Here is a 24,273-nt window from a genome sequence, read left to right on the forward strand (position 1 = left end):
CCCATTCACCATGCCCACCAGCCGGGACCAGGACATCGAGCTTCGCCTGCTCATCGACGCGATCTTCCACAAGTACCACTACGACTTTCGCGGCTACGCCACCGCCTCGCTCAAGCGCCGCATGGCCAGCGCGATGGTGCGCTTCGGGTGCAGCTCGCTGTCGCAGCTGCAGGACAAGCTGCTTCGCGACCCGGCCATCTTCCCGTCGCTGCTCGACTACCTCACGGTTCAGGTGAGCGAGATGTTTCGCGACCCAAGCTACTACAAGGCCTTGCGCGACGAGGTGGTGCCGCTCTTGCGCACCTACCCCTCGCTCAAGGTCTGGGTGGCCGGCTGCAGCGCGGGCGAAGAGGCGTACTCGCTGGCCATCCTGCTGCGCGAGGAAGGCCTGCTCGACCGCACGCTGATCTACGCGACCGACATCAACACCGATGCCCTGAAACGCGCCGAGGCCGGCGTCTACCCGCTGGAGCAGATTGCGCTGTACACGCAGAACCACCAGAAGAGCGGCGGGCACTCGTCGCTGTCGGATCACTACACCGCGGCCTATGGGCGGGCGGTGTTCGACAAATCGCTGCGCAAGCGCATGGTGTTCTCGGACCACAGCCTCGCGACCGACAGCGTGTTCGCCGAGGTGCACCTGGTGTCGTGCCGCAACGTGCTGATCTACTTCGACCGCCAGCTGCAGGACCGCGCGCTCGGCCTCTTCAGCGAGGCCCTGTGCCGCAAGGGCTTCCTCGGCATCGGCAGCAAGGAGTCGCTGCGCTTTTCGGTCCATCGCGAGGCGTTCGACGACTTCGTGCCGCAAGAGCGCATCTTCCAGCGCAGGAGCGAGACATGAGTGCACCGTCTTCGCGCCGGATCGATGCCGTCGTGATCGGCGGCTCCGCGGGCGGCGTGGATGCGCTTGCCGTGCTCCTGCCCGCTCTGCCGCCCGGCCTGCCGGCGCCGGTCATCGTGGTCCTGCACCTGCCGCGCGAGAAGCCGAGCCTGTTGGTCGAGATCTTTTCGCGCCGGTGCGCGCTCGCCGTTCAGGAAGCGCAGGACAAGGCGCCCATCGAACCGGGCACGGTGTACTTTGCGCCGGCCGACTACCACCTGCTCATCGACCAGGGCCCGAGCTTCGCGCTCTCGGTCGACGAGCCCGTGCACTATTCGCGCCCCTCGATCGACGTGCTCTTCGAAACCGCCGCCGATGTCTACGGCGAGCACCTGCTGGCGGTCGTGCTCACCGGCGCCAGCCAGGACGGCGCCGCCGGCCTGGCCGCCGTACACCGCGCTGGCGGCATCACCGTCGTGCAACAACCGCAGGAAGCTCTGTCGCCCTACATGCCCGAGTCGGCCCTGCGCGCGAGCCCTGTGGACCACGTGCTGACGCTTGCCGGCATCGCCCAACTGATCGGCAGCCTTGCCGTGCCTTCTGCATGAACCTGGACAACCGCCACCCCGCCCCCCGCCCCAAGGTCAAGTGCCTGCTCGTCGACGACCTGGCGGAAAACCTGCACGCCCTCTCGGCCCTGCTGGCCGACGACGAGGTCGAGCTGCTGCAGGCCCGCTCGGGGACCGAGGCGCTCGAGATCCTGCTGGTGCACGAGGTGGCGCTCGCGCTCATCGACGTGCAGATGCCCGAGATGGACGGCTTCCAGCTCGCCGAGATGATGCGTGGCGTGCAGCGCACGCGCGACGTGCCGATCATCTTCGTCACCGCCGGCAGCAGCGACCGGCACCGCCAGTTCCAGGGCTACGAGAGCGGCGCGGTCGACTTCCTCTTCAAGCCCATCGAGCCTCACATCCTCAAGAGCAAGGCCGAGGTCTTCTTCCAGCTCTGGCGCCAGAAGCAGCAGCTCGCCTGGGAGCTGCAGGAGCGCACCAACTCGCTGCGCATCCAGGAGATGTTCACCGCGGTGCTGAGCCACGACCTGCGCAGCCCGCTGTCGGCCATCCAGCTGTCGGCCAAGATCCTGGAGAAGCGCGACGACCCCGACGCCCAGGCGATCGGCGGGCGCATCGCGCGCAGCGCCAAGTGGATGGGCCGCATGATCGAAGACCTGCTCGATGTGACGCGGGTGCGGCTGGGGCACGGCATTCCCATTACCCGCGCGCAGGTCGACCTGGTGCCGCTCGTGCAATCGGTCATCCAGGAACGACAGGTGCTTCACCCCGAGCGGCAGGTACAGCTGGAGCCCGAGGGCAACCTGGTCGGCAACTGGGACGCCGATCGTCTGGTGCAGGTGGCCTCAAACCTGGTCGGCAACGCCATGCGGCATGGCACCGGCGACGCGGTCACCGTGAGGCTCGATGGACGACGACCCGACCACGTGGTCTTGTCGGTGATGAACGAAGGCAACATTCCTGCCGAACTGCTGCCCACGATCTTCGACCCGTTCCGGCGCGGCCAGCGGCAGAGCACCCGCACCGAGGGACTCGGGCTCGGGCTCTACATCGTGCAGCAGGTCGTGCACGCGCACGGGGGTCGATCCAGGTGGCGTCGGAGCCCGGGCGCCCGACCCGCTTCGACGTGAGCCTGCCCCGAGGCTGAGGCCTCAACCCGCGGCGAGCGCCTCGCTGCGCGCCAGGCGCTCGGCCACGATGGCCAGCACCTGCGGATTCCAGGGCAGGCCCATGTGGCTGCCCTCGACCTCGACGTTTTCTCCGCCGTCGCAGTCGCCGTCGAGCAGGCAGCTCTCCCAGGCCACCACACCATCGGTGCGCGAGTAGATCGAGGTGGTGGGCACAGGCGGCGCGGCGCGCAGGCGCGCGGCGAGCTGATCGTCGACGAAGGGCGGCTTGCCGCTCACCAGCCGGTACAGCCAGCCCACGTTGGTTTCATCGCCGTGCGAGAGCAGCGGCGTGCCGAGCGTGATCACGCGCCGCACCAGCGGCTGCTGAAGCTTGGCGATCTCGCGTGCATAGATGCCACCCAGGCTCCAGCCGACCAGGCTCACCTTGCGGTTGTGCAGCGTCGCCACGCCACGCACGTGCGTCGCGAGGTTGTTGAGCCACTCGTCGATGTCGCCTTTGGGGCCGGTGTTGAAGCCCTGCTCCCAGTCATAGACCGCATAGCCCAGCGCCTCGCAGCAGTTGCGCAGCGGCACCAGCGAACGTTTGTCGGCCGCAAGGCCGGGAAAGATGATCACGGGATGGCCGTCACCTTCGGGCAGGACCTCCCGGTTCATCAGGTGCATGCCGGCGTATTCGATCACCGCGCGAAACGGTTCCACTCCCAGCAAGGCCAACGAAGGGGCAACCGCGTGGGGGGCAGCCATCATCTTGTTCATGTGCTTCGTCCTTTCGAGAGAGTGATCTGTGCTGCAGCGCATGATGAGCCAGACAGCGCGTCTCGCCCATCGGCAGCGCAGACCATTCGCATGTGCGAATTCGCCTACGCAGTCTTCCCGACGGTTGGCGCTTCATCCACCCGCACTCGCGGGGCGCACACCGGCACCCCCCACACATGAAGGAGAGCCGCCACACGCCGCGAGATGCGGCAAAGTTTGCGGGCGGGCGCAAAGCACGGCGGGCCGACCGGGCGCTAGCGGTCGGGCTGCGAGGGCGTGGAGATCTCGCGCAGCGCTTCGTCGGCCTGCACCGTGTGGTGCGTGGCCAGGTCACCGAGCGAGACGATGCCCACCAGCTCGCGCCGCGCATTGAGCACCGGCAGCCGCCGCACCTGCATGTCGCTCATGTGGTGCACCGCGGTCGCGGTGCTGTCGTCTTCGTTGACCCAGCGCACGTGCTCGCTCATCACGTCGGACACGCAGGTGTCCGACGGGCCCTGGCCGGCCGCCACCGCACGCACCGTGATGTCGCGGTCGGTGATCATGCCCAGAAGCTCCTTGCCGCTGCACACCGGCAAGGCGCCCACGTTGGCTCGTCCATCAGCTGCGCGGCGCGCTGCAGCGACTCCTCCGGCGCAATCACTTCGACGTTGCGCGTCATCACCTCTGAAACGGTCTGCATGGCCACTCTCCTTTTCGGACGTTGAACGCTCAAGGCGCGGCAACCCGCATTCCTCTGCGGCGGAACGCGCCTTGCCATAGGGTCTTCAAGCTTGCCGAACCCGGAGACCTGCATGCACGAGACCCTGCGCATCGCGCTCATCAGCGCACACGCCTCGCCGCTGGCCACGCTGGGCGGCGCAGACGCCCACCGGGCGCGCTCGATGTTCACCTGGGAGCAGGTCACGCAGCAGCTCGTCGAGGTCTATCGGACCGTGTGCCGGCTGCAGGCGCTCGACCTGCCCGAGCCCGCCGGGCGACAGCTGCACGGGGCCACGAGCGAGCGGGCGTTCGCGCCATGATCCTCGGCCTGGAAGACACCCGGTCTCCCGAGCCGCCGCGCTCGCCAGCCGTGTTCATCGGAAAGGACGGCACGCTGGTCGAAAACCTGCCCTACAACGCCGACCCGTCGCGCATGCGTTTCTCGCCGCATGCCTTCGAGGCCCTGCGCCAGCTCGCCACGGCCGGCTTCAAGCTCGTGGTCGTGACCAACCAGCCGGGCATCGCCTTCCATTTCTTCGACCGTGCCGCGCTTACGCGATTGCAGCGCGCCATGGAAGCACGGCTCGCAGACGAAGGCATCACCCTCGCCGGCTTCTACGCCTGCCCGCACGCCCCCGCAGCGCCGCGCATGGCAGGCTGCCTGTGCCGCAAGCCCGCACCGGGACTGCTGCACCAGGCTGCGCAGGCCCAGCACCTCGACCTCGGGCGGTCGTGGATGGTGGGCGACATGCTCGACGACATCGAAGCCGGCCAGCGCGCCGGCTGCCGCACGGTGCTGCTCGACGTGGGCAACGAGACGGTGTGGCGCCTGTCACCGTTGCGCACGCCGCATGCGCGCTGCCAAGACCTGCTGCGGGCGGCGCAACACATCCTCGCCGCCGCGCCCGCTTCCGCCACCCCGCCGACTCTCATCCAGGAGACCCCATGAGCCCCGCTTCAGCCGTGCACCCGAACAGCCGCTGGACGGCCTGGCATGCGGCGCGCAACGTCCTCGTCGTGCGCCTCGACAACCTTGGCGATGTGCTGATGAGCACGCCCGCCATCCAGGCCATCCGCCAGAGCTCGCCACAGGCCCGCATCACGCTGCTCGGCTCGCGCTCGGGCAGCGCGCTCGCGCGCCACGTGCCGGCGATCGACGAGGTCATCGCGTACGACGCGCCGTGGGTGAAAGGCGCGTCGCACGGCGACCTGACCGACCGGCGGCTCCTGACCACCCTGCGGCGCGGCCATTTCGACGCCGCGATCATCTTCAGCGGCTGCACGCAAAGCGCGCTGCCGGCGGCGATGATGTGCCGGCTGGCCGGCATCCCGCTGCGGCTCGCGCACTGCCGCGAAAACCCATACGACCTGCTGACCGACTGGGTGCCCGACCGCGACGAGTGCCGCGAAGGCATGCGCCATGAAGTGGCCCGCCAGCTCGACCTGGTGCGCGCGGTCGGCTTCCACACGGCCAACGAGCGGCTCGTGTTCCGCTACGCCGCGACCGACGTGCTCAACATGCGGCGCAAGTTCATCGCCGCCGGGGGCGACCTGGACCGGCCCTACATCGTGGTGCACCCCGGAGCCACCGCCGCCTCGCGCCGCTACCCGGCCGAGCGTTTCGGCATCGCGGCCGAAGGCATCCGCCGCGACACCGGCTGCCAGGTTGTCTACAGCGGCGGTCACGACGAGCAGGCGGTGGTGGCGACGGCCCAGGCCGAGATGTCGGGGCCGTCGGTCTCGCTCGCCGGCCAGCTGACGCTCGGCGAGCTGGCCGCACTCATTGCAGGCGCCGAGGTCACGCTGTGCAACAACAGCGGGCCGGCGCACATCGCTGCCGCGGTCGAGACGCCGGTGGTGGTGCTGTACGCGCTGACCCATTCGCAGCACACGCCGTGGCGCGCCAAGGCGCATGTGCTCAACCACGACGTGCCCTGCCGCGACTGCCTGAGGAGCCACTGCCCGCAAGGCCACCACGACTGCCTGCTGAAGGTCCAGCCCGACGAGGTGGTCGAGGCCGCGCTTGACCTGATCGAGGCGCCGCCGCCGGTGTGGGCACCCCCGCGGCCGCTGCACGCGACGAGCGCGCTGGCCGCCTTCGGATGATCGGCCTCGGCGCTGCGTGCGCCGGCCGCGAGCCGGCTCAGGCGGCGTACTGAATCCCGGCGTCGCGCACGCGCTGGTCGATCAAGCGGTTCAGCTCGCTCGTCAGCTGGCGGCGCACCGGCCCGCGCGCCGAGTGCCACACACACAGTTCGAAATGCAGCGAGGCCGCCGCCAGCGTGGGACGCAGCACCTCGGGCCCCGGCTCCTTCAGCACCTCGGGATGCTGTCGGGCGGCTTCCAGCATGATCTTCTCCATCAACGCCGGGTCGCTGCCGAGGGCCACGTGGACGGGAATGCGCAGGCGGATCGGCGCCTCGGCATAGACGAGGTTGGTCACCTGGTCGGTGATGAACTTCTGGTTGGGCACGAGGATGGCGATGTTGTCGTGCGTGACGATGGTGGTACGCCGGGCACCGATCTCGCGCACCGTGCCTTCGATGGTCGCCGTCTCCACGCGATCGCCCACCTTGATGGGCCGCTCGACCATGATGATCACGCCGCTCACGAAGTTGCTGAAGACGTTCTGCAAGCCGAAGCCCACGCCCACGCCGAGCGCGCCGGCCACCACGCTGAGCGCGGTGAGGTTGATGCCCGCGTTTTGCAGGATGAGCATGAAGCCGACGATGAGCACCAGGTAGCGCAGCATCGAGCCGAAGGCCTGGCGGGTGCCTTCGTCGAGCTGCGTGTGGGTGAGCGCACGGCGGATCAGCCAGTTGCGCAAGGCGCCGGCGACCCAGAAGAGGCCGATCAGGAAGACCGAGACCTTCACCAGTGACGAGACGGTGAAACTCGCGTCGCCGAGCGTGAAGAGCTCGATGTCGTAGTCGCGCCAGGCGGCGAGCCAGTCGGGTGTTCGCATGTCAGGCCTGGCGCTGCGCGGGCTTGGGGCGTGCGTCGCGCCAACGGATCACGGTGACGGCGCCGTCGCCTTCCATGAAGGCCTTGCGGACCTGAGCGAGATCGTCAACGCCATGCTCGCGCAGCTTGGCCATCAGGTCGTCGACCGTCATCATCTCGCGGCGCAGGTTCTGCCTCACGATGCGGCCCGAGCGCACCAGTAGCAGCGGCGGCGGCTCGGCCACGCGGCGCACCCACTCGAAGCGGTAGGCGCCCCAGTCGAGCAGGTAGTTCCAGGCAACGATCGTCGAGATGAGGATCACCCCGTCGGTCACCGACTCGTAGCCGCCGGACATCGCGTTCTGCGCCGCATCGGCGATCAGCACCAGCACCAGCACGTCGGCCAGGCCGACCGACCCCACGTCGCGGTGCATCACGAAGCGGAAGATCGCAAACAGGAACCAGAAGATCAGCGTGCCGCGGGCGATCAGCTCCCAGGGCGAGACGGACAGCCGGAAGAGTTCCTCCAAGGCCCGGGCCTCCTTCAGCGGCCCACGGCTTTTTCGAGCTGTGCCTTGGTCATGCTCGAACGGCCCTTGATGCCACGGCTCTTCGCCTCGTTGTAGAGCTGGTCGTAGGTGCGACCGCCCTCGCCGCTGTGCGAGCGTTTGCCGCCGCGGTGCCCGGACGACACGTCGTCGATCGAGCTGCGGCTCACTTCTTTCGCCTCGCCGTGGCGGGCGCGCTCCTTGTTGACGGTGCGTGCGGCGATCTCTTCGGCGAGCTTCTCGCCCTTGCCGCGGGACTTGAGGCTGTCCTTGATGTGCGCGTACTGGCGCTCGCGCTTGTCGCTCCAACGGTTCTCTGGCATGGCGTGCTCCTCACATCTGCTTGGGGATGGTCTTGCCCTCGGAGTTGCCGCCCAGCCCGCCGGGCTTGACCGGGCTGGCGATCACGCCACAGGCAATGCGGCGGCCGCTGTTGCCCGAAGGCTGCGTCATGTAGTCGTCAGGGTCGGCATGCACGACCAGCGCCTTGCCGATCAGGTCGGTGGCACCGGCACCGAGCAGCGTGCCCTTCACCTCGAAACTCGTCGCGGCCATGCCGCCTGCATCAGCCTTCAGCGATGGCAGGTCACCGGCGTGGTGCTCGGCATGCTGCGGGCCGTGCGGCTTGGCTTGCGGGTTGAGGTGCTCGCCGGCACTGCTGGCATCGGGCGCCGAACAATCGCCTTTCTCGTGGACGTGGAAACCGTGCTCACGGCCCGGCACCAGACCCGACACGCGCGCCCTCAGCACCACGCGGTCGCCTTCCTGCACAAGGCGCACGATGCCGTTGGCCTTCTCGCCCTGCGTCGGGTTGAGCATGGCCACCGCGGTGGGCGGCTGGGGCTTGCTGGCACACGCGGCCGTGAGCGCGGCCGCAAGGCACGGAGCCAGCAGGCGGATGGACAGACGATGCAGCATGGCAACCTTCGCAAGAAGACGACGAGCTGCGATGGTCGCGCGCCGCTCTTGCTCGGGCTGTAGGACGACACCGAAACCCGGCGTCAGCCCGCGGCACCGCCGCTCAACCCTGGCGTTGCAGGTGTACCAGCAAGCCTTCGACCGGCACCCGCTGGTCTTCGCGCACCGTCTCGCGTGCCATGCGCAGCGGCTCGAAGCCGTGCCGCTCGGCCAGCGTGCGCAGGTAGCTCTCGTGGTGGGCGTAGCGCAGGCTGGGCTGCAACGTGAAGCCGGTGGCCTCGTCGGCCCCGGCGGTCTCGGCCGAGAAGCAAAAGATCCCACCTGCCGGCACCATGCGCCGCAGCGCGCTGAAGACCGGTTCGAGGTCGCCCACGTAGATGAACACGTCGGCCGCCAGCACGAGGTCGTGCTGCTCGGCGCTCTGGTTCAGGTGCTGGAGGATCTCGCCCTGGTGCAGCTCGTCGTAGATGCCGCGTGCGCGCGCCTGCTCCAGGATGCGCGGCGACAGGTCAAGCCCCACGAGGCGCTGCACACGCGGGCGCACCAGCGGCCCGCACAGCCCGGTGCCGCAGCCGAGGTCGAGCGCCGAACGGAAAGGCTGCGGATGCAGCTGCGCGAGCGGCGCCGCGAGGCCTTCGGGCACGCGGTAACGCAGCACGTCGACAAGGTGCCGGTCGAAGTCGGCGGCGTAGTCGTCGAAGAGCGCCTGTACGTACGCCACCGGCGAGCTGGGCGGCGCGGCCGCATCGCCCAGGCCGGCCAGGCAGTACGCCATCAACTCGCGGTCGGCACCGAACGAGAGCGCCTGGCGGTAGAGCGCACGGGCGCTGTCGAGCTGGCCACCGTCGCGCGCCAGGTCGGCGCGCTCGATCAGCTGGCTCAGGGCGGCGTTGCGGTGCAGCAGCGCATCGGCATTGCCCGGCTCGACCGCCAGCACCTGGTCGGCGGTCGCGATGGCCTCGGCCGGGCGTTCGAGCGCGACACGCGCCGCGGCCAGGTTGATCAGCGTCGACACGCGGCCCGGCACGTGCTGCAGCGAGCGCTCGAAGGCGCGCTCGGCCTCGGCCGGGCGGCCGGCCTGCAGGTGCGCGAGGCCGTCGAAGAAGGCGGCCTTGGCTTGCTCGAACGCGGTGGAATCAGGTGGAGGTGACGACATGGCCGGCGATTATCCCGGCCGGAACCGCTCAGGCGGTCTGCGGCTTCAGCGGCGGGTCGCCCACGCCATCCATGCGCACCGGGAACCGGCACAGCGCGCCGCTGCCAGTGGGTGTGTAGAGGCCCCGGGCGGCGAACTGCTCGGCGTCGGGCAGCTCGTCTGGCGCCAGCACCTCGAACACCGGCACGTCGGCCTCGGCCAGCCGTGTCACCGCGTCGGCGCGGCGCAGGCGGGCCAGCGCCGCGCCCAGGTCGTGGTTGATGGCCTGGGCGTGCGGCATGCGCTTTGTGTAGCTTGCATGCGCCTCGCCCCGCCATGCATCGAGCGACAGGGCCTGCACCAGCGCCTTCCAGAAATGGTCTTCCAGCGCCGCGACGCTGAGCGGCAGGCCGTCGCCGCAGGTGAACACGCCATAGGCCGGCCGGGTGCTCACGGTGCGCCGTTGCGCGGCCAGATCGTGGGCGCCGTTGTGGCGGAAGGCCACCAGGCGGGTGTTCATCCAGTGCAGCATGCAGTCGGTGAGCGACACGTCGAGGCGCTGGCCACGGCCGCTGCGCTCGCGCTGGAACAGCGCCGCGTTGACGGCGGCGAGCGCGTAGACCGCGCCGCCCAGGTCGGCCACCGGCACGGCGAAGGCCGGGGCGCCGCTGCCGCCTGTGCCCGCGCTCGTCAGCGCGAGAGAGCCGCTGGCGGCGAGGTAGTTGATGTCGTGGCCCGGCCACTGCGCCCGCGGGCCGCTCGCGCCGTAGCCAGTGAGCGAGACCACCACCAGCCGCGGATTGCGCGCCGCCAGCGCCGCGTACCCCAGGCCCAGCCGATCAAGCACCCCAGGACGGAAGGCCTCGACCAGCACGTCGGCCTCGTCGGCCAGGGCGAGCGCCTGGGCACGCTGCGCGTCGTGCTTCAGGTCGACGTTGAAGCAGCGCTTGCCGCGGTTCATGGCCTCGAAAAGCGCCGGCGCCATGCGCCTTGCCGCGTCTCCGCTCGGGCGTTCGGCTTTCAGCACGTCGGCACCGAAACCGACCATGCTCTGCGTGAGGAAGGGGCCGGGCAGCAGCTCGCTGAAGTCGAGCACGCGCACCCCGGCAAGTGGGCCACCCTCGGTGGCCCGGGGCAGCCAGGCCACGCTCATGGCTTGGCCTCGAAGCGGCCGACGATCACCGCGTCGAGCGCACACGCGCCCTGCCCCATCGGGCCGACCCACACTGGGTTCAGGTCCATCTCGTCGATCTGCGTGGCATGGGCGGCCACGAAGCCCGACACCTTCAGCAGCAGGTCGACGAGTGCGGGCACGTCGGCCTTGGGCCGCCCGCGCAGGCCGTCGAGCAGCGGGAAGGCGCGGATCTCGCGCACCATTGCCTCGGCCTCGCGGCGCGACAGTGGCAGCACACGGCGGCTGACGTCGCGGAAGAGTTCCACATGCACGCCGCCGAGGCCGAAGGTGAGCACCGGGCCGAGCACCGGGTCGCGGCTCACGCCGACCAGCGTCTCCACGCCGCCGGCGGGCGCCATCGCCTCAATAAGCACGCCGTCGATCGTTACCTCGGAGCGATGCCGGGCCACGTCGGCGTGGATGCGCGACCAGGCCTCGCGCAGCGCATCGTCGCCGGCGATGTCGAGCACCACGCCACCGACCTCGGTCTTGTGCGTGATGGCGGCGCTCAGCAGCTTGGCCACCACCGGGTAGCCGATCCGCTGGGCGAGTTGCACCGCTTCGTCAGCGGTGCGGGCCACGCCCGAGGCCGGCAGCGCGATGCCGGCCGTGCGCAGCAAGGCCTTGGCGTCGTGTTCGTTGAGCGTGCACGTCGTGCCCTCGGGTGTGCCGTGCGGCATGCGCAGCAACAAGGGCTCGAAAGCCGCCGAGCCCGGCGTCTGCTGTGCCACCCATTCCGCCCACGCCAGCCAGCGCTTCACCGCCTTCACCGCCTTGCCGACCGAGCCCACCGGCACCATGCCGGCGCGGGCGTACACCTCGACCGCTTCGCCGCGGCGGCTGCTCATCCAGACCGGCACGATGGGCACGTCGGTCTGCTGCTGCACGCGCACCGCGCTTTCGGCGACCTTGATGGTCACGTCGCCATAGTCGATGGTCACCGGAAAGAGCACGAGCGAGACACTGGGGTCTTCGCACACCGCGAGCAGCGTCTTGTCGATCAGCTGCGGATCGGTGATCACCGCGGTGGTGGTGTCGACCGGGTTGCCGATCGCTGCATACGAAGGAAGGCTGTCGCCCAGCAACTGCGTGGTGGCCGGCGCGAACTGCGCAAGCTTCAGCTCGGCCTGGCCGACCATGTCGGCCGTCAGCGCCGAGGCACCGCCCGACGAACAGTAGATCGCGATGTCGCGCCGGGTCTTCGGCGGCCTGGCACGTGCGATGAGCGCAGCGGTGTCGGCGAGTTCATCGATGTCGTCGACCTCGATCACGCCGAGCTGGCGGAAGAGCGCGCTGTTGACCTCGGCCGAGCCGGTGAGCGAGCCGGTGTGCGACATCGCGGCCTTCTGCCCGTACGCCGAGCGGCCGACCTTGAGCGCGATGACCGGCTTGCCGTTGCCACCGGCGCGCTGCACCGCGCGCACAAACTTGCGGCCGTCCTTGATGCCTTCGATCAACGTGACGATGACCTCGATGCCGTCGGCATCGGCCATGTGCGCGATGAAGTCGCTCACCTGCAGGTCGACCTCGTTGCCCGACGAGCACCACAGCCCGATGCCAAGGCCCCTGTCCATCGCCTGCAGCACGTTGCGGCCGAGGCCACCGCCTTGGGTGGCAAGGCCGATCGGCCCGCGGCGCAGGTCGTGCTGGAACGAAGGCGAGAAGGTGAAACCGAGTCGCTCGTTGATGTTGCACAGGCCCGGGCAGTTGGGGCCGTAGACGCGCAGCGTCGACGCGGCGACGATGCTGCGCATCTCGTCTTCGAGCTGCCTGCCGGCGGTGCCCGCTTCGCCGAAGCCGGAGGTGTAGACGATGGCGAACGGCACGCCGCGCGCCGCGGCCTGGCGCAGCGTGGTGTTGACATGCACGGCCGGCACGGAGACCAGGATCAGGTCGGGCGTCACCGGCAGCGAGGCCACATCCGGCCAGCAGCGCATGCCGGCCACCGTCTCGCGCTTCGGATTGACGAGCATCACGTCGCCGGTGAAGTCGGAATGCTGCAGCAGGTTGATGCGCGCGCGGCCGCCGATGCTGCCGGGGTCGTCGGAGGCGCCTACGAGCGCAACGGAGCGCGGCGAGCACAGGAGAGACAAATCGGGCAGCGTGTCGTGCATGGGAGCGAAGGTCAGGAGCTCAGGAGATGGCGTTGATGCCCAGGATCTCGCGGCCGATGATGAGCGTCTGGATCTCGGTGGTGCCCTCCGGGATCATGCCGCCGCGGGTGTCGCGGAAGATGCGCTCGATGGGCAGGTCGGTCGAGTAGCCGCTGCCACCGTGCACCTGCAGCGCCATGCTCGCCACTTCGTGCGCCGACTCGGTGGCATAGAGCTTGGCGATCGAGCAGGCCTGGCGCACGTCCTGCCCGCGCTGCAGCGCATGGGCGGCGCGGTAGCCCAGCGCACGCGCAGCTTCCACCCGCACCGTCATGTCGACGATGTGCTTCTGCACCAGCTGGTAGCTGCCGATGAGGCGGCCGAACTGCTTGCGTTGCTTGACGTACTCGATCGACAGGTCGAGCGCGGCCTGCGCGGCGCCCACCGCGCCCATCGCGATGTTGAGGCGCGCCGCATCGAGGCCCTTCAAAGTGCCCCTCAGCGCCTGGCCCTCCTGGCCGACGAGGTTGTCCTTCGGAATCTTCACGTCGGTGAACCCGAGCTCGGCGGTGCCGGTGCAGCGCAGGACCATGGTGTCGAGCCGTCGCACGTCGTACGGGCTTTCCGCGCGCTCGACGATGAAAGCCGACAAGGCCCCATCGCAGGTGGGGCTGTAGGTGCGCGCCACGATCATCGCCAAGTCGGCGAAGGCCCCATTGGTGATCCACATCTTGCGACCGTTGATGACCCAGTGGTCGCCTTTCAATTCGGCGCGCGTCTGGATGCCGGCGATGTTGGAACCGGTCTCGGGCTCGGTGAGGCCGGTGCAGACCTTCAGCTCGCCGCGCAGCGCGGGCTTGAGGAAACGCTCTTTCTGCTCGGGGGTGCCATGGGTGGCGATGCGGTTGATCGAGCCGTTGGTGATGTTGCACATGGTGCGCAAGGAGAGCCAGTGGTAGCCGGCCTCTTCCATCATCATGGCCCAGGTGGGGTAGTCGATCCCCATGCCGCCGTCGTCTTCCGACAGCGTGCCGCCGAGGTAGCCGAACTCGGCCAGGCGCGGCAGCAGCTCGAACGGGAAACTGCGCTCGGCCTCGTGCTGCGTGATCAAGGGCACGACTTCGGCCTTCATGAAACGCCGGATGCTGTCGCGCAGCGTGACTTGCTCGGCGTTCAGATCGATGCTCATCGTCCTGGACTTCGTGGGTGGTGGAACCCCGATGGTGTCGTTCGGCGCGCAGAACAGCACGTGGGGCAAACGTGCATGCACATTAGCGAATTTGCTTGTTAGTCTGCAAGTAACTTGCTCGGCCTTTTCTTGTGTCCCAACCGATGCGGTGCGCTGCATGGAACGAAAGGAAATGCGATGACGAAGTTGCGTGTCCTGTTGATGGCGGTGGCCGCCCTGGTGCTGTCTGAAATGCCCGCGCGTGCACAAACCTATCCGGTGAAGCCCATCACCTGGGTCGTGCCGTTCACCCCCGGTGGCGTGACCGACACCACCTCACGTGCCATCTCGAAGAAGATGGGCGAGGTGCTGGGCCAGCCGTTCGTGGTGGAGAACCGGCCGGGTGTGGGCGGCTCGCTCGCCACCGAGCAGGTTGCAGGTGCGCCGCCCGACGGCTACACCGTGCTGTACGCCACCTCGGGCACGATGGCGGCGAACCTCGCGCTCTACAAGACGCTCAAGTACCAGCCGCTGCGCGACTTCATCCCGGTGCACGGGATGTTCATGTCGCCCACCGTGCTGGTGGTCGAAGCCTCACGGCCCTACAAGAGCATGCAGGAGCTGATCGCCTTTGCGAAGGCCAACCCCGGCACGCTCAACTACGGCTCGGCCGGCCCGGGCACTGGCACGCATCTCACGAGCGAGATGGTGCAGACCAAGACCGGCACGAAGATGACGCACGTGCCCTACAAAGGCAGCATGCCCGCGCTGCAAGACCTGCTGGGCGGCCGGCTCGACCTGATGTACGACTACACCGTCACCTTGCTGCCGCACATCAAGGCCGGCAAGCTGCGCGCGCTGGCGGTGATGGGCAACAAGCGCCTGCCCGCACTGCCCGACGTGCCGACAATCGGCGAGGCCGGATTCCCGGGGCTCGAATCGAGCAGCTGGTCGGGCATCGTGGTGCCGGTCGGCACGCCGCAGCCGGTGGTGAAGAAACTCTCGGAGGCCATGCACCAGGCCCTGACCGACAAGGCCGTGGTCGCGCCTTTCGAAGAGATCGGCAGCCAGCCGCTGGTGGACCACGACGAAGCGAAGTTCAGGGCCTTCATCGCCGACGAGATCAAGAAGTGGGCGGAGGTGGTCAAGGTGTCGGGAGCCACGCTCAATTGACGGCGGCCTGCCCTCGCGCGGCAAACGCCGCTCAGCGCTCGCGGTAGCGCGACACCTCGAAGGCCGACACCGGCGCGGCCTGGTTGCCCCAGGCGCTGCGCACATGCGAGAGCAGCGCGGCGATGTCGTCGTCACCCAGCACGCCCGCAAACGGCGGCATGCCAAAGGGCCGCGGATTGCCCGCGGTCGACGGCGTGAAGCCGCCTTCCATCAGCACGCGCACCAGGTTCGCCGGCGTGGCCATCGTGACGGCGCGATTGCCGGCGAGCGCCGGGTAGATGCCTTTGGCGCCCTCGCCTTTCTCGCCGTGACAGCCGGCGCAATGCAGGCCGTAGAGCTTCGCGCCACGCGCGAGGTCGGGCGCCGGACCTTCGAGGCGCGTCACGCGTGAACGGGTGGGCGGCAGGCTGCGCAGGTACTCGGCCATCGCGAGCAGGTCGTCGTCGCGCAGGTGCTGCGTGCTGCCCACCACCACCTCGGCCATCGGGCCGAGCACCGAGGCCCTCGGGCTCACGCCGGCCTTGAGGAGCGTGGCGGTCTCCTGTGGCGACCAGTGGCTGACGCCTGCCTCCTGCGGGTCGCTCAACGACGGGGCGTACCAGTTCTGCACCGGAATCAGCCCGCCGCTCAGGTCGAGCGTGCCGCCGGTGGCGCCGAGCGCATTGCGGTGGCCGTGGCACGCGGTGCAGTGCCCGAGGCCGCGCACGAGGTAGGCGCCGCGGTTCCAGGCGGCCGTCTGCGATGCGTCGGGCGTGTGCGCCTCGGGTTTGAAATAGAGCGCGCGCCACACGGCCAGCGCCGCCTGCGTGCCGTAGGGAAAGCGCATCGCATGCGGGCGGTTCGGCTGGGTGACTGCCGGCAGGCTGCGCAGGTAGGCGTAGAGGGCGTCGGAGTCGGCGCGGGTGACCAGCGTGTAGCTGGTGTACGGGAACGCAGGGGACAGCAGGCGGCCATCGCGCGAGCGCCCGTTGTGCAGCGCGCGCCAGAAATGCCCGGCGCTCCAGCTGCCGAGGCCTGTCGCCATGTCGGGGGTGAGATTGGGGCTGTAGATCGTGCCGAACGGGGTGTCGATGCCACGGCCGCCGGCATACGGTGCACCGCCGCGATCGGTGTGGCAGCCCATGCAGTTGCCGGCACGGGCGAGGTACTCGCCACGCTGGACCAGCTCGGGCGCGGCGGTGGCGGACGTCGGCGCCGCATCGTCAAGCGCGTCTTCTCCGCGCAGGTTGAGGGCCACGATCACACCGCCCGCCAGCACCAGCAATGCGAGCAATGCACCCAGCGCGCGTTTCATCGTGCAACGCTCCCTTCGCCTGTGCCGCCACAGCCCATCGGCATCGGTGCCGGCAGCGCCGCCGCGGGCTTGGCCGACGCGGGCAAGGGCTGGGCGGCCAACCAATGCGACACGGCGCTCACGTCGTCGGCACTGAGCGCTTTCGCGATCTGCGCCATGCAGTCGGGCGCCATCGCACGGCGGCTGCCGGCTTTCCACGCTCCGAGCTGCCCCGCGATGTAGTCGCGCGGAATGCCCAAGAGGCCCGGCAGATGCGGCGTAACGCCGGTGAAGCTGGCGCCGTGGCACTGTGCACACGCGGGGATCTTGCGCGCGGGGTCACCACGCAGCGCGAGCGCTTCACCGCGCGCCAGGACGTCGCCCGACACCTGGGCCGGCCGCGGCGGCGGGTACGGCAAGTCGAGCGAGGCGAAGTGGCTGGCGATCTCGCGCAGGTAAGTGTCTGACAGCGGATCGATCAGCCGCGTCATCGGCAGGTAGTGGCGCCGGCCATCGCGGAAGTTGGCGAGCTGGTTGTAGAGGTAGCCGGCTGGCTTGCCGGCGATGCGCGGGTAGTAGCCATCGCGCGCCGCGCGGCCCTCGGGGCCGTGGCAGCCGGTGCAGGCTTCCATGCGCTGGGCCATGCTGTCTTCAACCGCCGCGGCCGACGCCGACCACAACACACACACGAGCAGCGCAGAGAGAGCCTTCATGGTGCGAGCTTATCGGTGAGCGGTGGCCGCGCGCACTGGACAAATTGTCTCAGTCGGTGGCGGGCACCAGTCGCAGCCGCGTGATCTCGGAGGGCGCCCCCAGGCGCTTGGGCGGTCCCCAGTAACCCGTGCCGCGGCTCACGTAGACCCACAGCTTGCGCAGGCGGTGCAGGCCGGCGGTGAACGGCTGCTGCAGCGGCACGAAGAAGTTCCATGGGAAGAACTGGCCGCCATGTGTGTGGCCCGAGAGCTGGAGCTGAAAGCCGGCGCGCTCGGCCGCCTCGGCACTGCGCGGCTGGTGGGCGAGCAGCACGCGCACGGTGGCATCGGCCGGGGCGCCGGCGAGCGCGCCCTGGGGGTCGCTGCGATGCGAGGGGTCGAAGAGATGCGCGGTGTAGTCGGCCACGCCTGCCACCAGCAGGGGCGAGGCCCCATGCTGCAGCACGGTGTGCTCGTTGAGCAGTACGCGGATGCCCAGTCGCTTGAAGCCGGCGATCCAGGCGTGCGCGCCTGAGTAGTACTCGTGGTTGCCGGTCACGAAGAAGGTGCCGTGACGTGAGCGCAGCTCCGCCAGCGGGGCCACGTGCGGGCCGAGTTCACGCACGCTGCCGTCGACCAGGTCGCCGGTGACGGCCACCATGTCGGCATCGAGCTGGTTGACGGTGTCGACGATCGCGCGCAGGTAGGGTGCCTTGATCGTCGGGCCGACGTGGATGTCGCTGATCTGCGCAATGGTGAAGCCCTGCAGCGAAGGCGGCAGGCCGGCAATCGGCACCTCGACCGAGACGACACGGGCGCGGCGGCGGGCATTGATGAATCCCCACGCCGTGACGAGGACGGCGAGGGCGGGAACGCCCTGCCCCGTCCCACGCGCCAACTCAACCCCGGCGCCCGCCAGCGCTCCCACCAGCAGCACGAGTTCTCGCGCAAGAGTGTCAGCACGAACAGGGAAGAGAAGAACCCCATGAAGATGAAGCCTGCCCAGCCGAGCACCTCGGCGGCACGGCGGTGGCGCATGCGGCGGGCCACCATGCTGAGCGGCATCAACACCGCCGAGGCGACAAGCACCCCGGCCAGGCCCCAACCCGCGACGAGGTCGAGCTGCGGCACCAGCCGCCAACCGATGTACAGGTGCAGCAGCGCCACGATGAGCGAGAGGGTGGTGAAAGGCATGGCGAGCTTCGCGTTCCGGGCAGAGGCCTCAGGTGGGCCCGACTGTGCGCCACTTCAATGGCCGGCGGGGCCCGGACGCAAAAAAGCCCCGGGACCGGGGCTTTTGCAAATCACTCGCAGATCTGGCTGGCGGAGACGGAGGGATTCGAACCCTCGATGCAGGTTTTGCCCACATACTCCCTTAGCAGGGGAGCACCTTCGGCCACTCGGTCACGTCTCCAGCACAGGGCGGCATTCTAGTTCAGAAGGCCGCCGAAAAAGTCAGCCCGTTCAGGCTGGTTGTTGTTCGAGGTCGAAGGCCTTGTGGAGCGCACGCACGGCGAGCTCCATGTACTTCTCGTCGATCACCACGCTGGTCTTGATTTCGCTGGTGGTGATCATCTGGATGTTGATGCCCTCTTCCGACAGGCACCGGAACATCTTGGCGGCCACGCCCACATGCGAACGCATGCCGATGCCGACGATGCTCACCTTGCAGATCTTGTTGTCGCCGGTCACTTCCTTGGCGCCCATCTGCTGCTGCACCTTGTTCTTCAGCAGGTCGAGGGTGCGGGCGTAGTCGTTGCGGTGCACGGTGAACGAGAAGTCGGTCTTCCCGTCGTGCGACACGTTCTGGATGATCACGTCGACGTCGATGTTGGCGTCGGCCACCGGGCCGAGGATCTGGAACGCGATGCCGGGCTTGTCGGGCACGCCGGCGACGGTGATCTTGGCTTCGTCACGGTTGAACGCGATGCCTGCAACAACGGCTTGTTCCATTTTTTCGTCTTCCTCAAAAGTGATCAGGGTGCCGGACTTGGCCTCTTCAGCGAGGTCGATGTCCCAGGGGGTGAAGCTGGAGAGCACGCGGGTGGGCACGCGGTACTTGCCGGCGAATTCGACCGAACGGATCTGCAGCACCTTGGATCCGAGGCTGGCCATCTCGAGCATCTCTTCGAAGCTCACGGTGTGCAGGCGACGTGCCTCGGGCACGATGCGCGGGTCGGTGGTGTAGACGCCATCGACGTCGGTGTAGATGAGGCACTCGTCGGCCTTCATCGCGGCCGCCACGGCGACCGCCGAGGTGTCGGAGCCGCCACGGCCGAGCGTGGTGATGTTGCCCTTGTCGTCCACGCCCTGGAAGCCGGTGATGACGACCACCTTGCCGGCGGCGAGATCGGCGCGCACGCGCTTGTCGTCGATGCTCTGGATGCGGGCCTTGGTGTACGACGAGTCGGTGGCGATGGGCACCTGCCAGCCGGCGTAGCTCACGGCCTGGAGGCCTTCGGCCTGCAGCGCGATCGACAGCAGGCCGACCGATACCTGCTCGCCGGTGGAGGCGATCATGTCGAGCTCGCGCAGCACGCCGTCGCTTGCAATCTCGGGCGACAGCTCCTTGGCCAGGCCGAGCAGGCGGTTGGTCTCACCGCTCATGGCCGACGGCACCACCACCATCTGGTGCCCGGCGCGCGCCCACTTGGCCACGCGTTTGGCGACGTTGCGAATGCGCTCCGTGGAGCCCATGGAGGTGCCGCCGTATTTGTGAACGATGAGTGCCATGAAAAGAGCTGGTCCAAGGAAGGAAACCGCGCATTTTAGCCGCGCTGCCAGCGCAGGCCCAGCTGCGGCTGGCCAGGCAACGCTTGCACGCGTGCATCAATGCCCAGCCCCGGCACGAAGACGAGTTGACCGCCGCTGTAGACGAGGGGCCCGTCGCGCTCCCAGGCCGGCACGTCGGCTGCCTGGTACTGCTTCTTGAGGCTGCGCATGGGGCGCCCGATGCCGGCCATGAACTGCTCGCCGCCACTGCGCGGGGACAGGTCGAGCTGTGCCATCCAGGCGGGGTGCGCGCCGCCTTCGTTGACCTTGGAGGCGACCAGCACGCCGCCCCAGCCAGGAAGGGGATAGCGGCCCGGGCGCGTGATGCGCAAGGAGGTTTCCGGCAACGTCGTCGGGCTTGCGACGGAAGGCTCGTGCACCAGGCGGCCGCGATGGCGGTGCAGGCTCCCGGGCGGCCAGTCCCAACGGGCCTCGCCCGAGCCCGGCAGCTCGGCCAGCAAGCGCTGCAGCAGCGTGGAACTCGGCAGCGCTCCGCCTTCGCGCTGCAACCAGGCCCGCAGGACATTGACCTGCCGCGGCACGCTGAGCCGCTGCCACGCGGCGAGTTGCAGGCCACGCGCATCGGCCACACCCGCCAGGTCGATCGCCGCCAATTCGGCCAGGGCACTGGTCGCCTGCGCCGCCCAGGTAGCCGCATCGGCGAGGCTGCCCTCGGCTTGCGGGAAGGCTGCCGTCAAGGCCGGCCACACCTGGAGGCGCAGCCGGTTGCGTGCAAAGCGCGGCTGCTCGTTGCTGTCGTCCTCGACGAAGCGCAATCGGTGTTGCCGCACATAGGCGTCGATCGCGGAGCGCGGGCGTTGCAGCCAGGGACGCTCCCAGCGCACGCCATCACGCTCGGCCACCTGCGGCATGCCGGCCAAGCCGGCCACACCTGCACCGCGCAAGGCCTGCAGCAACAGCGTCTCGGCCTGGTCGCGCTGGTGGTGGGCGAGCAACACCACCGAAGCCCCCTCCTGGAGGGCCATCTCTCGCAATGCGCGGTAGCGCTCCCGCCGCGCCCAGGCTTCAACACTTTCACCCGCCAGCGGCTGCTGGGTCAACCTGCGCACACACAAGCGCACCGGCAAGCCTTGCTTCGCCCAGCGGGCACATTGCCGTTGTGCATGCGCGAGCCAGTCGTCGGCATGGGCACTCAGCCCATGGTGGACGTGGAGGGCAAGAACTTCAACGCCCTGCCCCACGGCCGCGGAGGCGGTGGCATGCAGCAGGGCGGTGGAATCGCGGCCGGCGCTGTAGGCGACCGCGACGCGACGAAGCGGATCAGCGGTCGCTGGTGTCCGTGAAGCGGCCATAGGACTGCAGGCGCTCGTAGCGCCTCTGCAGCAGTTCCTTGGGCTTGAGGTCGACGACCTGGCGGAGCGCGTCGTTCAGTGCGCGCTTGAGGAAGGCGCACATCTGCTTCGGATCGCGGTGCGCACCGCCCACCGGCTCGTTGACGATCTTGTCGATCAGGCCCAACGCCTTCAGGCGGTGTGCGGTGATGCCAAGCTGCTCGGCAGCATCGGACGCACGCTCTGCGGTGCGCCACAGGATGGAGGCGCAACCTTCCGGGGTGATCACCGAGTACACCGAATACTGCAGCATCAGCACCTGGTCGCCCACGCTGATGGCGAGCGCACCTCCCGAGCCACCTTCGCCGATGATGGTGGCGATGATGGGCACTTCGAGCTGCGCCATCTCGTAAATGTTGCGGCCGATGGCTTCCGACTGGCCACGCTCTTCGGCACCGATGCCAGGATAGGCCCCCGGGGTGTCGACCAAGGTAAAGACCGGCAGACCGAATTTCTCGGCCAGCTTCATCAGGCGCAAGGCTTTGCGATAACCCTCGGGGCGCGACATGCCGAAGTTGCGCATCGCACGCTCTTTGGTGTCGCGGCCCTTCTGGTGGCCGATGACCATGCAGGCCTGGCCGTTGAAGCGGGCGAGGCCGCCGACGATGGACTGATCGTCGGCGAAGTGGCGGTCGCCGCGCAGTTCCTGGAAGTCTGTGAAGACCTCGTTGATGTAGTCCATCGCATACGGACGCTGCGTATGCCGCGAGATCTGCGTCACCTGCCACGGGGTCAGGTTGGAATAGATGTCCTTGATGAGCTGCTGGCTTTTCTTGCCGAGCCGGTCGATCTCTTCGGAAATGTCGACCGCCGATTCGCTTTGCACGTAGCGCAGCTCTTCGATCTTGGTTTCAAGCTCGGCAATGGGTTGCTCGAACTCGAGGAAGTGTCGTTTGCTCATCCGTCTAGATCCCAGTGTGTTGACGCGCAGGGCGCGCGTTTTGCGTGAGGCGAGAGGTCTCGATAGGAGACGGGGTCTCAGTAAGCCACAGGCAGAGGGTCGAGGCTGCGCCAAATGTACCACGTGGCCACCGAGCGAAATGGGGCCCAGGCATCGCCCACTTCCCGTGCTTCGGCCCTCGAAACCGGCTCTCCGCTGAAGTAGTTGAGGCTGATGCCCTTGATGAGCCCGACGTCATCGAGCGGCAGCACATTGGGCCGCATCAGGTGGAAGATGAGGAACATTTCAGCCGTCCAGCGGCCGATGCCACGGATGGCCACCAGCTCCTCGATGATGGCTTCGTCGTCCATCTGCTGCCACTGGCGCACATGGACCTTGCCCGATTCGAAGTGCTGGGCCAGATCGAGCAAGTACTCGACCTTGCGTGCCGACAAACCGGCGCTGCGCATCACCGCCGCCTCGATCTGCGCCACGGCGGCTGGCAACACGCGCGTCGGAGCACCGTCCATCAGCGCGACGAACCGATCCCACACCGCCTGTGCGGCCTTGACCGAGATCTGCTGGCCGACGATGGAACGGGCGAGTGTGGTGAAGGCGTCGCCGCGGCTTTGCAGCTGCCCTTCCCCACACTGGGGAATGAGCTTGCGCATCACACGATCGCGCTTGGCGAGGTGCCTGCACGCCTCGTCCCAATAGTCGGGGGTGACGGTACGCACCACGGTCAGGCCTTGGTCCAGGTAGTGCCTTGCGGCGAGTCCTGCAGCACGATGCCTTGCGCGAGGAGGTCTTGGCGGATCTTGTCGGCGAGCGCGAAGTCGCGTGACTTCTTCGCCGCGGCACGTTCGTCGATCTTGGCCTGGATCGCCGCGTCGTCGACCGACGCGCCGCCTTGCAGGTAGGCGCGCGGGTTCTGTTGCAGCAGGCCCAGCACACCGGCGAGCCCCTTCAGCAGCGCAGCCTGCTCGGGTGAGCGGGTGCGGTTCACATCGCCCGCCAATTCGAAGAGGACGGCCACCGCTTCAGGCGTGGCGAAGTCGTCGTTCATCGCATCGCGAAAACGTGCGGCCTGCGGTTGCGACCAATCCACCGGCGTCGCCGGCACTTCGAGTTCCAGCAAGGAGGTGTAGAGCCGGCGCAAGCCGTTGCGCGCATCCTGCAAGTTGGCATCACCAAAATTCAGCGGGCTGCGGTAGTGCGTGCGCAGCATGAAGAAGCGCAGCGTCTCGCCGTCGTAGTGCTTCAGCACGTCGCGGATGGTGAAGAAGTTGCCGAGCGACTTCGACATCTTCTCGCCTTCCCCCTGCTCGTTGACGACGTTGAGGAAGCCGTTGTGCATCCACAGGTTGACGAAGCGCTTGCCGGTCGCGCCTTCGCTTTGCGCGATCTCGTTTTCGTGATGCGGGAACTGCAGATCGGCGCCACCGCCGTGGATGTCAAACTGCTCGCCGAGCAGCGCACAGCTCATCGCCGAGCACTCGATGTGCCAGCCGGGGCGGCCGGGACCGTACTCGCTGGCCCACTTGGCGTCTTCGGGCTCGGTGGGCTTGGCCGACTTCCACAGCACGAAGTCGAGCGGGTCGTCCTTGCCATCGAGCACCGCCACACGCTCGCCGGCACGCAACTGGTCGAGCGACTTGCCCGACAGCTTGCCGTAGCCCTCGAACTTGCGCACCGAGTAGTTCACGTCACCGTTTGGCGCGCGATAGGCGAAACCCTTTCGTTCGAGCGTGCTGATCATCTGCAGCATCTGCGGCACGTATTCGGTGGCCCGCGGCTCGTGAGTAGGCGGCTCGATGCCGAGCGCGGCAACATCTTCGTGCATCGCCTGCGTCATCTCGGCCGTCAACTGGCGGATCGGGATGTTGCGCTCGAGCGCGCGCTTGATGATCTTGTCGTCGATGTCGGTGATGTTGCGCACATACGTGACGCGGTAGCCCGATGCCCGCAGCCAGCGCGCCACCACATCGAAGGCCATCATGAAGCGCGCATGGCCCACATGGCACAGGTCGTAGATGGTCATGCCGCAGACGTACATGCGCACATGGTTGGGCTCGATCGGAGCGAACACCTCGGTCTGGCGGGTCAAGGTGTTGAAGATGCGCAAGGTCATCGGCTGGAGTGGGAACTGGAAGACGCCCGATGCTGTGAGAT

General features: G+C 68.3%; 25 protein-coding genes, 1 tRNA gene and 1 pseudogene. 7 read left to right on the forward strand and 20 right to left on the reverse strand.

Annotation, left to right across the window (positions count from 1 at the left end):
- Positions 1–10 precede the first annotated feature (10 nt).
- Genes LRS03_RS06410 through LRS03_RS06420 form a run of 3 tightly spaced genes read left to right on the forward strand, consistent with a single transcriptional unit; the run spans position 11 to position 2,522 of the window.
- Positions 11–841 (forward strand): CheR family methyltransferase, encoded by an 831-nt coding sequence (locus tag LRS03_RS06410; RefSeq protein WP_257824556.1) that lies wholly within the window; start codon positions 11–13, stop codon positions 839–841.
- The gene (locus tag LRS03_RS06415; protein WP_257824557.1) at positions 838–1,428 is read left to right on the forward strand and encodes a chemotaxis protein CheB; all 591 of its coding nucleotides are present in this window, start codon (positions 838–840) and stop codon (positions 1,426–1,428) included. Before LRS03_RS06410 ends, LRS03_RS06415 begins: the two co-directional genes overlap by 4 nt.
- Positions 1,425–2,522 carry a hybrid sensor histidine kinase/response regulator gene (locus LRS03_RS06420; protein ID WP_257824558.1) on the forward strand — a complete coding sequence of 366 codons (1,098 nt, stop codon included), beginning with the start codon at positions 1,425–1,427 and terminating at the stop codon, positions 2,520–2,522. The genes LRS03_RS06415 and LRS03_RS06420 overlap by 4 nt, the downstream gene beginning before the upstream one ends.
- A gap of 21 nt (positions 2,523–2,543) precedes the next feature.
- Here LRS03_RS06420 and LRS03_RS06425 read toward each other — a convergent pair whose 3' ends face one another.
- From LRS03_RS06425 to LRS03_RS06435, 3 genes are all read right to left on the reverse strand, one after another.
- Positions 2,544–3,278, reverse strand: coding sequence for an esterase/lipase family protein (locus tag LRS03_RS06425; RefSeq protein ID WP_257824559.1), 735 nt, complete (start codon positions 3,276–3,278; stop codon positions 2,544–2,546).
- A gap of 254 nt (positions 3,279–3,532) precedes the next feature.
- On the reverse strand, positions 3,533–3,865 hold the full coding sequence (locus LRS03_RS06430) for a CBS domain-containing protein (protein ID WP_308296398.1): 333 nt from the start codon (positions 3,863–3,865) through the stop codon (positions 3,533–3,535).
- A complete protein-coding gene (locus LRS03_RS06435; protein ID WP_257824560.1) occupies positions 3,820–3,960 on the reverse strand; it encodes a CBS domain-containing protein in 141 nt (46 codons plus the stop codon). Before LRS03_RS06435 ends, LRS03_RS06430 begins: the two co-directional genes overlap by 46 nt.
- Positions 3,961–4,072: 112 nt before the next feature.
- Between LRS03_RS06435 and LRS03_RS06440 the strand changes: the two genes are divergently transcribed.
- The 3 genes from LRS03_RS06440 to waaF are packed head-to-tail and all read left to right on the forward strand — an operon-like array spanning position 4,073 to position 6,086.
- Complete coding sequence (locus LRS03_RS06440; protein ID WP_257824561.1) at positions 4,073–4,300, forward strand: hypothetical protein; 228 nt, start codon at positions 4,073–4,075, stop codon at positions 4,298–4,300.
- Complete coding sequence (locus tag LRS03_RS06445; RefSeq protein WP_257824562.1) at positions 4,297–4,929, forward strand: D-glycero-alpha-D-manno-heptose-1,7-bisphosphate 7-phosphatase; 633 nt, start codon at positions 4,297–4,299, stop codon at positions 4,927–4,929. Before LRS03_RS06440 ends, LRS03_RS06445 begins: the two co-directional genes overlap by 4 nt.
- Positions 4,926–6,086 carry a lipopolysaccharide heptosyltransferase II gene (gene waaF / locus LRS03_RS06450; protein WP_257824563.1) on the forward strand — a complete coding sequence of 387 codons (1,161 nt, stop codon included), beginning with the start codon at positions 4,926–4,928 and terminating at the stop codon, positions 6,084–6,086. Before LRS03_RS06445 ends, waaF begins: the two co-directional genes overlap by 4 nt.
- Positions 6,087–6,123: 37 nt before the next feature.
- Here waaF and LRS03_RS06455 read toward each other — a convergent pair whose 3' ends face one another.
- From LRS03_RS06455 to LRS03_RS06490, 8 genes are all read right to left on the reverse strand, one after another.
- Complete coding sequence (locus LRS03_RS06455; protein WP_257824564.1) at positions 6,124–6,945, reverse strand: mechanosensitive ion channel family protein; 822 nt, start codon at positions 6,943–6,945, stop codon at positions 6,124–6,126.
- Position 6,946: 1 nt separating this feature from the next.
- Positions 6,947–7,453 carry a DUF421 domain-containing protein gene (locus LRS03_RS06460; RefSeq protein ID WP_257824565.1) on the reverse strand — a complete coding sequence of 169 codons (507 nt, stop codon included), beginning with the start codon at positions 7,451–7,453 and terminating at the stop codon, positions 6,947–6,949.
- A 14-nt stretch (positions 7,454–7,467) separates the two neighbouring features.
- Positions 7,468–7,794 (reverse strand): plasmid stabilization protein, encoded by a 327-nt coding sequence (locus LRS03_RS06465; RefSeq protein WP_257824566.1) that lies wholly within the window; start codon positions 7,792–7,794, stop codon positions 7,468–7,470.
- A 10-nt stretch (positions 7,795–7,804) separates the two neighbouring features.
- On the reverse strand, positions 7,805–8,389 hold the full coding sequence (locus LRS03_RS06470; protein ID WP_257824567.1) for a superoxide dismutase family protein: 585 nt from the start codon (positions 8,387–8,389) through the stop codon (positions 7,805–7,807).
- Between the two features lie 103 nt (positions 8,390–8,492).
- On the reverse strand, positions 8,493–9,545 hold the full coding sequence (locus LRS03_RS06475; RefSeq protein ID WP_257824568.1) for a class I SAM-dependent DNA methyltransferase: 1,053 nt from the start codon (positions 9,543–9,545) through the stop codon (positions 8,493–8,495).
- 28 nt (positions 9,546–9,573) lie between these two features.
- The gene (locus LRS03_RS06480) at positions 9,574–10,677 is read right to left on the reverse strand and encodes a CaiB/BaiF CoA transferase family protein (RefSeq protein WP_257824569.1); all 1,104 of its coding nucleotides are present in this window, start codon (positions 10,675–10,677) and stop codon (positions 9,574–9,576) included.
- Entirely contained in the window at positions 10,674–12,812 is a 2,139-nt protein-coding gene (locus LRS03_RS06485; protein ID WP_257824570.1) for an acetate--CoA ligase family protein, read from the reverse strand. The genes LRS03_RS06480 and LRS03_RS06485 overlap by 4 nt, the downstream gene beginning before the upstream one ends.
- Before the next feature lie 19 nt (positions 12,813–12,831).
- A complete protein-coding gene (locus LRS03_RS06490) occupies positions 12,832–13,980 on the reverse strand; it encodes an acyl-CoA dehydrogenase family protein (RefSeq protein WP_257824571.1) in 1,149 nt (382 codons plus the stop codon).
- A 177-nt stretch (positions 13,981–14,157) separates the two neighbouring features.
- Between LRS03_RS06490 and LRS03_RS06495 the strand changes: the two genes are divergently transcribed.
- Complete coding sequence (locus tag LRS03_RS06495) at positions 14,158–15,132, forward strand: Bug family tripartite tricarboxylate transporter substrate binding protein (protein ID WP_257824572.1); 975 nt, start codon at positions 14,158–14,160, stop codon at positions 15,130–15,132.
- 31 nt (positions 15,133–15,163) lie between these two features.
- Here the strand turns inward: LRS03_RS06495 and LRS03_RS06500 are convergent, their stop codons facing one another.
- The 9 genes and pseudogenes from LRS03_RS06500 to cysS form a co-directional block, all read right to left on the reverse strand.
- Positions 15,164–16,426 (reverse strand): c-type cytochrome, encoded by a 1,263-nt coding sequence (locus LRS03_RS06500; protein ID WP_257824573.1) that lies wholly within the window; start codon positions 16,424–16,426, stop codon positions 15,164–15,166.
- Positions 16,423–17,118, reverse strand: a complete 696-nt coding sequence (locus LRS03_RS06505) for a c-type cytochrome (RefSeq protein ID WP_257824574.1) — start codon at positions 17,116–17,118, stop codon at positions 16,423–16,425. Before LRS03_RS06505 ends, LRS03_RS06500 begins: the two co-directional genes overlap by 4 nt.
- A 49-nt stretch (positions 17,119–17,167) precedes the next feature.
- Positions 17,168–18,291: pseudogene (locus LRS03_RS06510) on the reverse strand (metallophosphoesterase).
- Positions 18,292–18,418: 127 nt separating this feature from the next.
- A tRNA-Ser gene (locus tag LRS03_RS06515) sits at positions 18,419–18,511 on the reverse strand.
- Positions 18,512–18,561: 50 nt separating this feature from the next.
- A complete protein-coding gene (locus LRS03_RS06520) occupies positions 18,562–19,830 on the reverse strand; it encodes an aspartate kinase (RefSeq protein WP_257824575.1) in 1,269 nt (422 codons plus the stop codon).
- Between the two features lie 35 nt (positions 19,831–19,865).
- The gene (gene tilS, locus LRS03_RS06525; protein WP_257824576.1) at positions 19,866–21,182 is read right to left on the reverse strand and encodes a tRNA lysidine(34) synthetase TilS; all 1,317 of its coding nucleotides are present in this window, start codon (positions 21,180–21,182) and stop codon (positions 19,866–19,868) included.
- Positions 21,151–22,122, reverse strand: a complete 972-nt coding sequence (locus LRS03_RS06530; RefSeq protein ID WP_257824577.1) for an acetyl-CoA carboxylase carboxyltransferase subunit alpha — start codon at positions 22,120–22,122, stop codon at positions 21,151–21,153. The genes tilS and LRS03_RS06530 overlap by 32 nt, the downstream gene beginning before the upstream one ends.
- 77 nt (positions 22,123–22,199) lie before the next feature.
- Positions 22,200–22,841: a DNA-3-methyladenine glycosylase family protein gene (locus tag LRS03_RS06535; protein ID WP_257824578.1), complete on the reverse strand. Its 642-nt coding sequence runs from the start codon at positions 22,839–22,841 to the stop codon at positions 22,200–22,202.
- A 2-nt stretch (positions 22,842–22,843) separates the two neighbouring features.
- Positions 22,844–24,232, reverse strand: coding sequence for a cysteine--tRNA ligase (cysS, locus tag LRS03_RS06540; protein ID WP_257829439.1), 1,389 nt, complete (start codon positions 24,230–24,232; stop codon positions 22,844–22,846).
- Positions 24,233–24,273: the final 41 nt, after the last annotated feature.

This window comes from Rhizobacter sp. J219, from assembly GCF_024700055.1.
In the GTDB taxonomy this organism is placed as follows: Bacteria; Pseudomonadota; Gammaproteobacteria; order Burkholderiales; family Burkholderiaceae_C; genus Rhizobacter.

Excerpts from the sequence above, each read along its gene's own strand:
- LRS03_RS06410 (WP_257824556.1), top strand. The coding sequence starts at position 11 with ATGCCCACCAGCCGGGACCAGGACATCGAGCTTCGCCTGCTCATCGAC.
- LRS03_RS06415 (WP_257824557.1), top strand. The coding sequence starts at position 838 with ATGAGTGCACCGTCTTCGCGCCGGATCGATGCCGTCGTGATCGGCGGC.
- LRS03_RS06420 (WP_257824558.1), top strand. The coding sequence starts at position 1,425 with ATGAACCTGGACAACCGCCACCCCGCCCCCCGCCCCAAGGTCAAGTGC.
- LRS03_RS06425 (WP_257824559.1), bottom strand. The coding sequence starts at position 3,278 with ATGAACAAGATGATGGCTGCCCCCCACGCGGTTGCCCCTTCGTTGGCC.
- LRS03_RS06435 (WP_257824560.1), bottom strand. The coding sequence starts at position 3,960 with ATGCAGACCGTTTCAGAGGTGATGACGCGCAACGTCGAAGTGATTGCG.
- LRS03_RS06440 (WP_257824561.1), top strand. The coding sequence starts at position 4,073 with ATGCACGAGACCCTGCGCATCGCGCTCATCAGCGCACACGCCTCGCCG.
- LRS03_RS06445 (WP_257824562.1), top strand. The coding sequence starts at position 4,297 with ATGATCCTCGGCCTGGAAGACACCCGGTCTCCCGAGCCGCCGCGCTCG.
- waaF (WP_257824563.1), top strand. The coding sequence starts at position 4,926 with ATGAGCCCCGCTTCAGCCGTGCACCCGAACAGCCGCTGGACGGCCTGG.
- LRS03_RS06455 (WP_257824564.1), bottom strand. The coding sequence starts at position 6,945 with ATGCGAACACCCGACTGGCTCGCCGCCTGGCGCGACTACGACATCGAG.
- LRS03_RS06465 (WP_257824566.1), bottom strand. The coding sequence starts at position 7,794 with ATGCCAGAGAACCGTTGGAGCGACAAGCGCGAGCGCCAGTACGCGCAC.
- LRS03_RS06470 (WP_257824567.1), bottom strand. The coding sequence starts at position 8,389 with ATGCTGCATCGTCTGTCCATCCGCCTGCTGGCTCCGTGCCTTGCGGCC.
- LRS03_RS06475 (WP_257824568.1), bottom strand. The coding sequence starts at position 9,545 with ATGTCGTCACCTCCACCTGATTCCACCGCGTTCGAGCAAGCCAAGGCC.
- LRS03_RS06480 (WP_257824569.1), bottom strand. The coding sequence starts at position 10,677 with ATGAGCGTGGCCTGGCTGCCCCGGGCCACCGAGGGTGGCCCACTTGCC.
- LRS03_RS06485 (WP_257824570.1), bottom strand. The coding sequence starts at position 12,812 with ATGCACGACACGCTGCCCGATTTGTCTCTCCTGTGCTCGCCGCGCTCC.
- LRS03_RS06490 (WP_257824571.1), bottom strand. The coding sequence starts at position 13,980 with ATGAGCATCGATCTGAACGCCGAGCAAGTCACGCTGCGCGACAGCATC.
- LRS03_RS06495 (WP_257824572.1), top strand. The coding sequence starts at position 14,158 with ATGACGAAGTTGCGTGTCCTGTTGATGGCGGTGGCCGCCCTGGTGCTG.
- LRS03_RS06500 (WP_257824573.1), bottom strand. The coding sequence starts at position 16,426 with ATGAAACGCGCGCTGGGTGCATTGCTCGCATTGCTGGTGCTGGCGGGC.
- LRS03_RS06505 (WP_257824574.1), bottom strand. The coding sequence starts at position 17,118 with ATGAAGGCTCTCTCTGCGCTGCTCGTGTGTGTGTTGTGGTCGGCGTCG.
- LRS03_RS06520 (WP_257824575.1), bottom strand. The coding sequence starts at position 19,830 with ATGGCACTCATCGTTCACAAATACGGCGGCACCTCCATGGGCTCCACG.
- tilS (WP_257824576.1), bottom strand. The coding sequence starts at position 21,182 with ATGGCCGCTTCACGGACACCAGCGACCGCTGATCCGCTTCGTCGCGTC.
- LRS03_RS06530 (WP_257824577.1), bottom strand. The coding sequence starts at position 22,122 with ATGAGCAAACGACACTTCCTCGAGTTCGAGCAACCCATTGCCGAGCTT.
- cysS (WP_257829439.1), bottom strand. The coding sequence starts at position 24,232 with ATGACCTTGCGCATCTTCAACACCTTGACCCGCCAGACCGAGGTGTTC.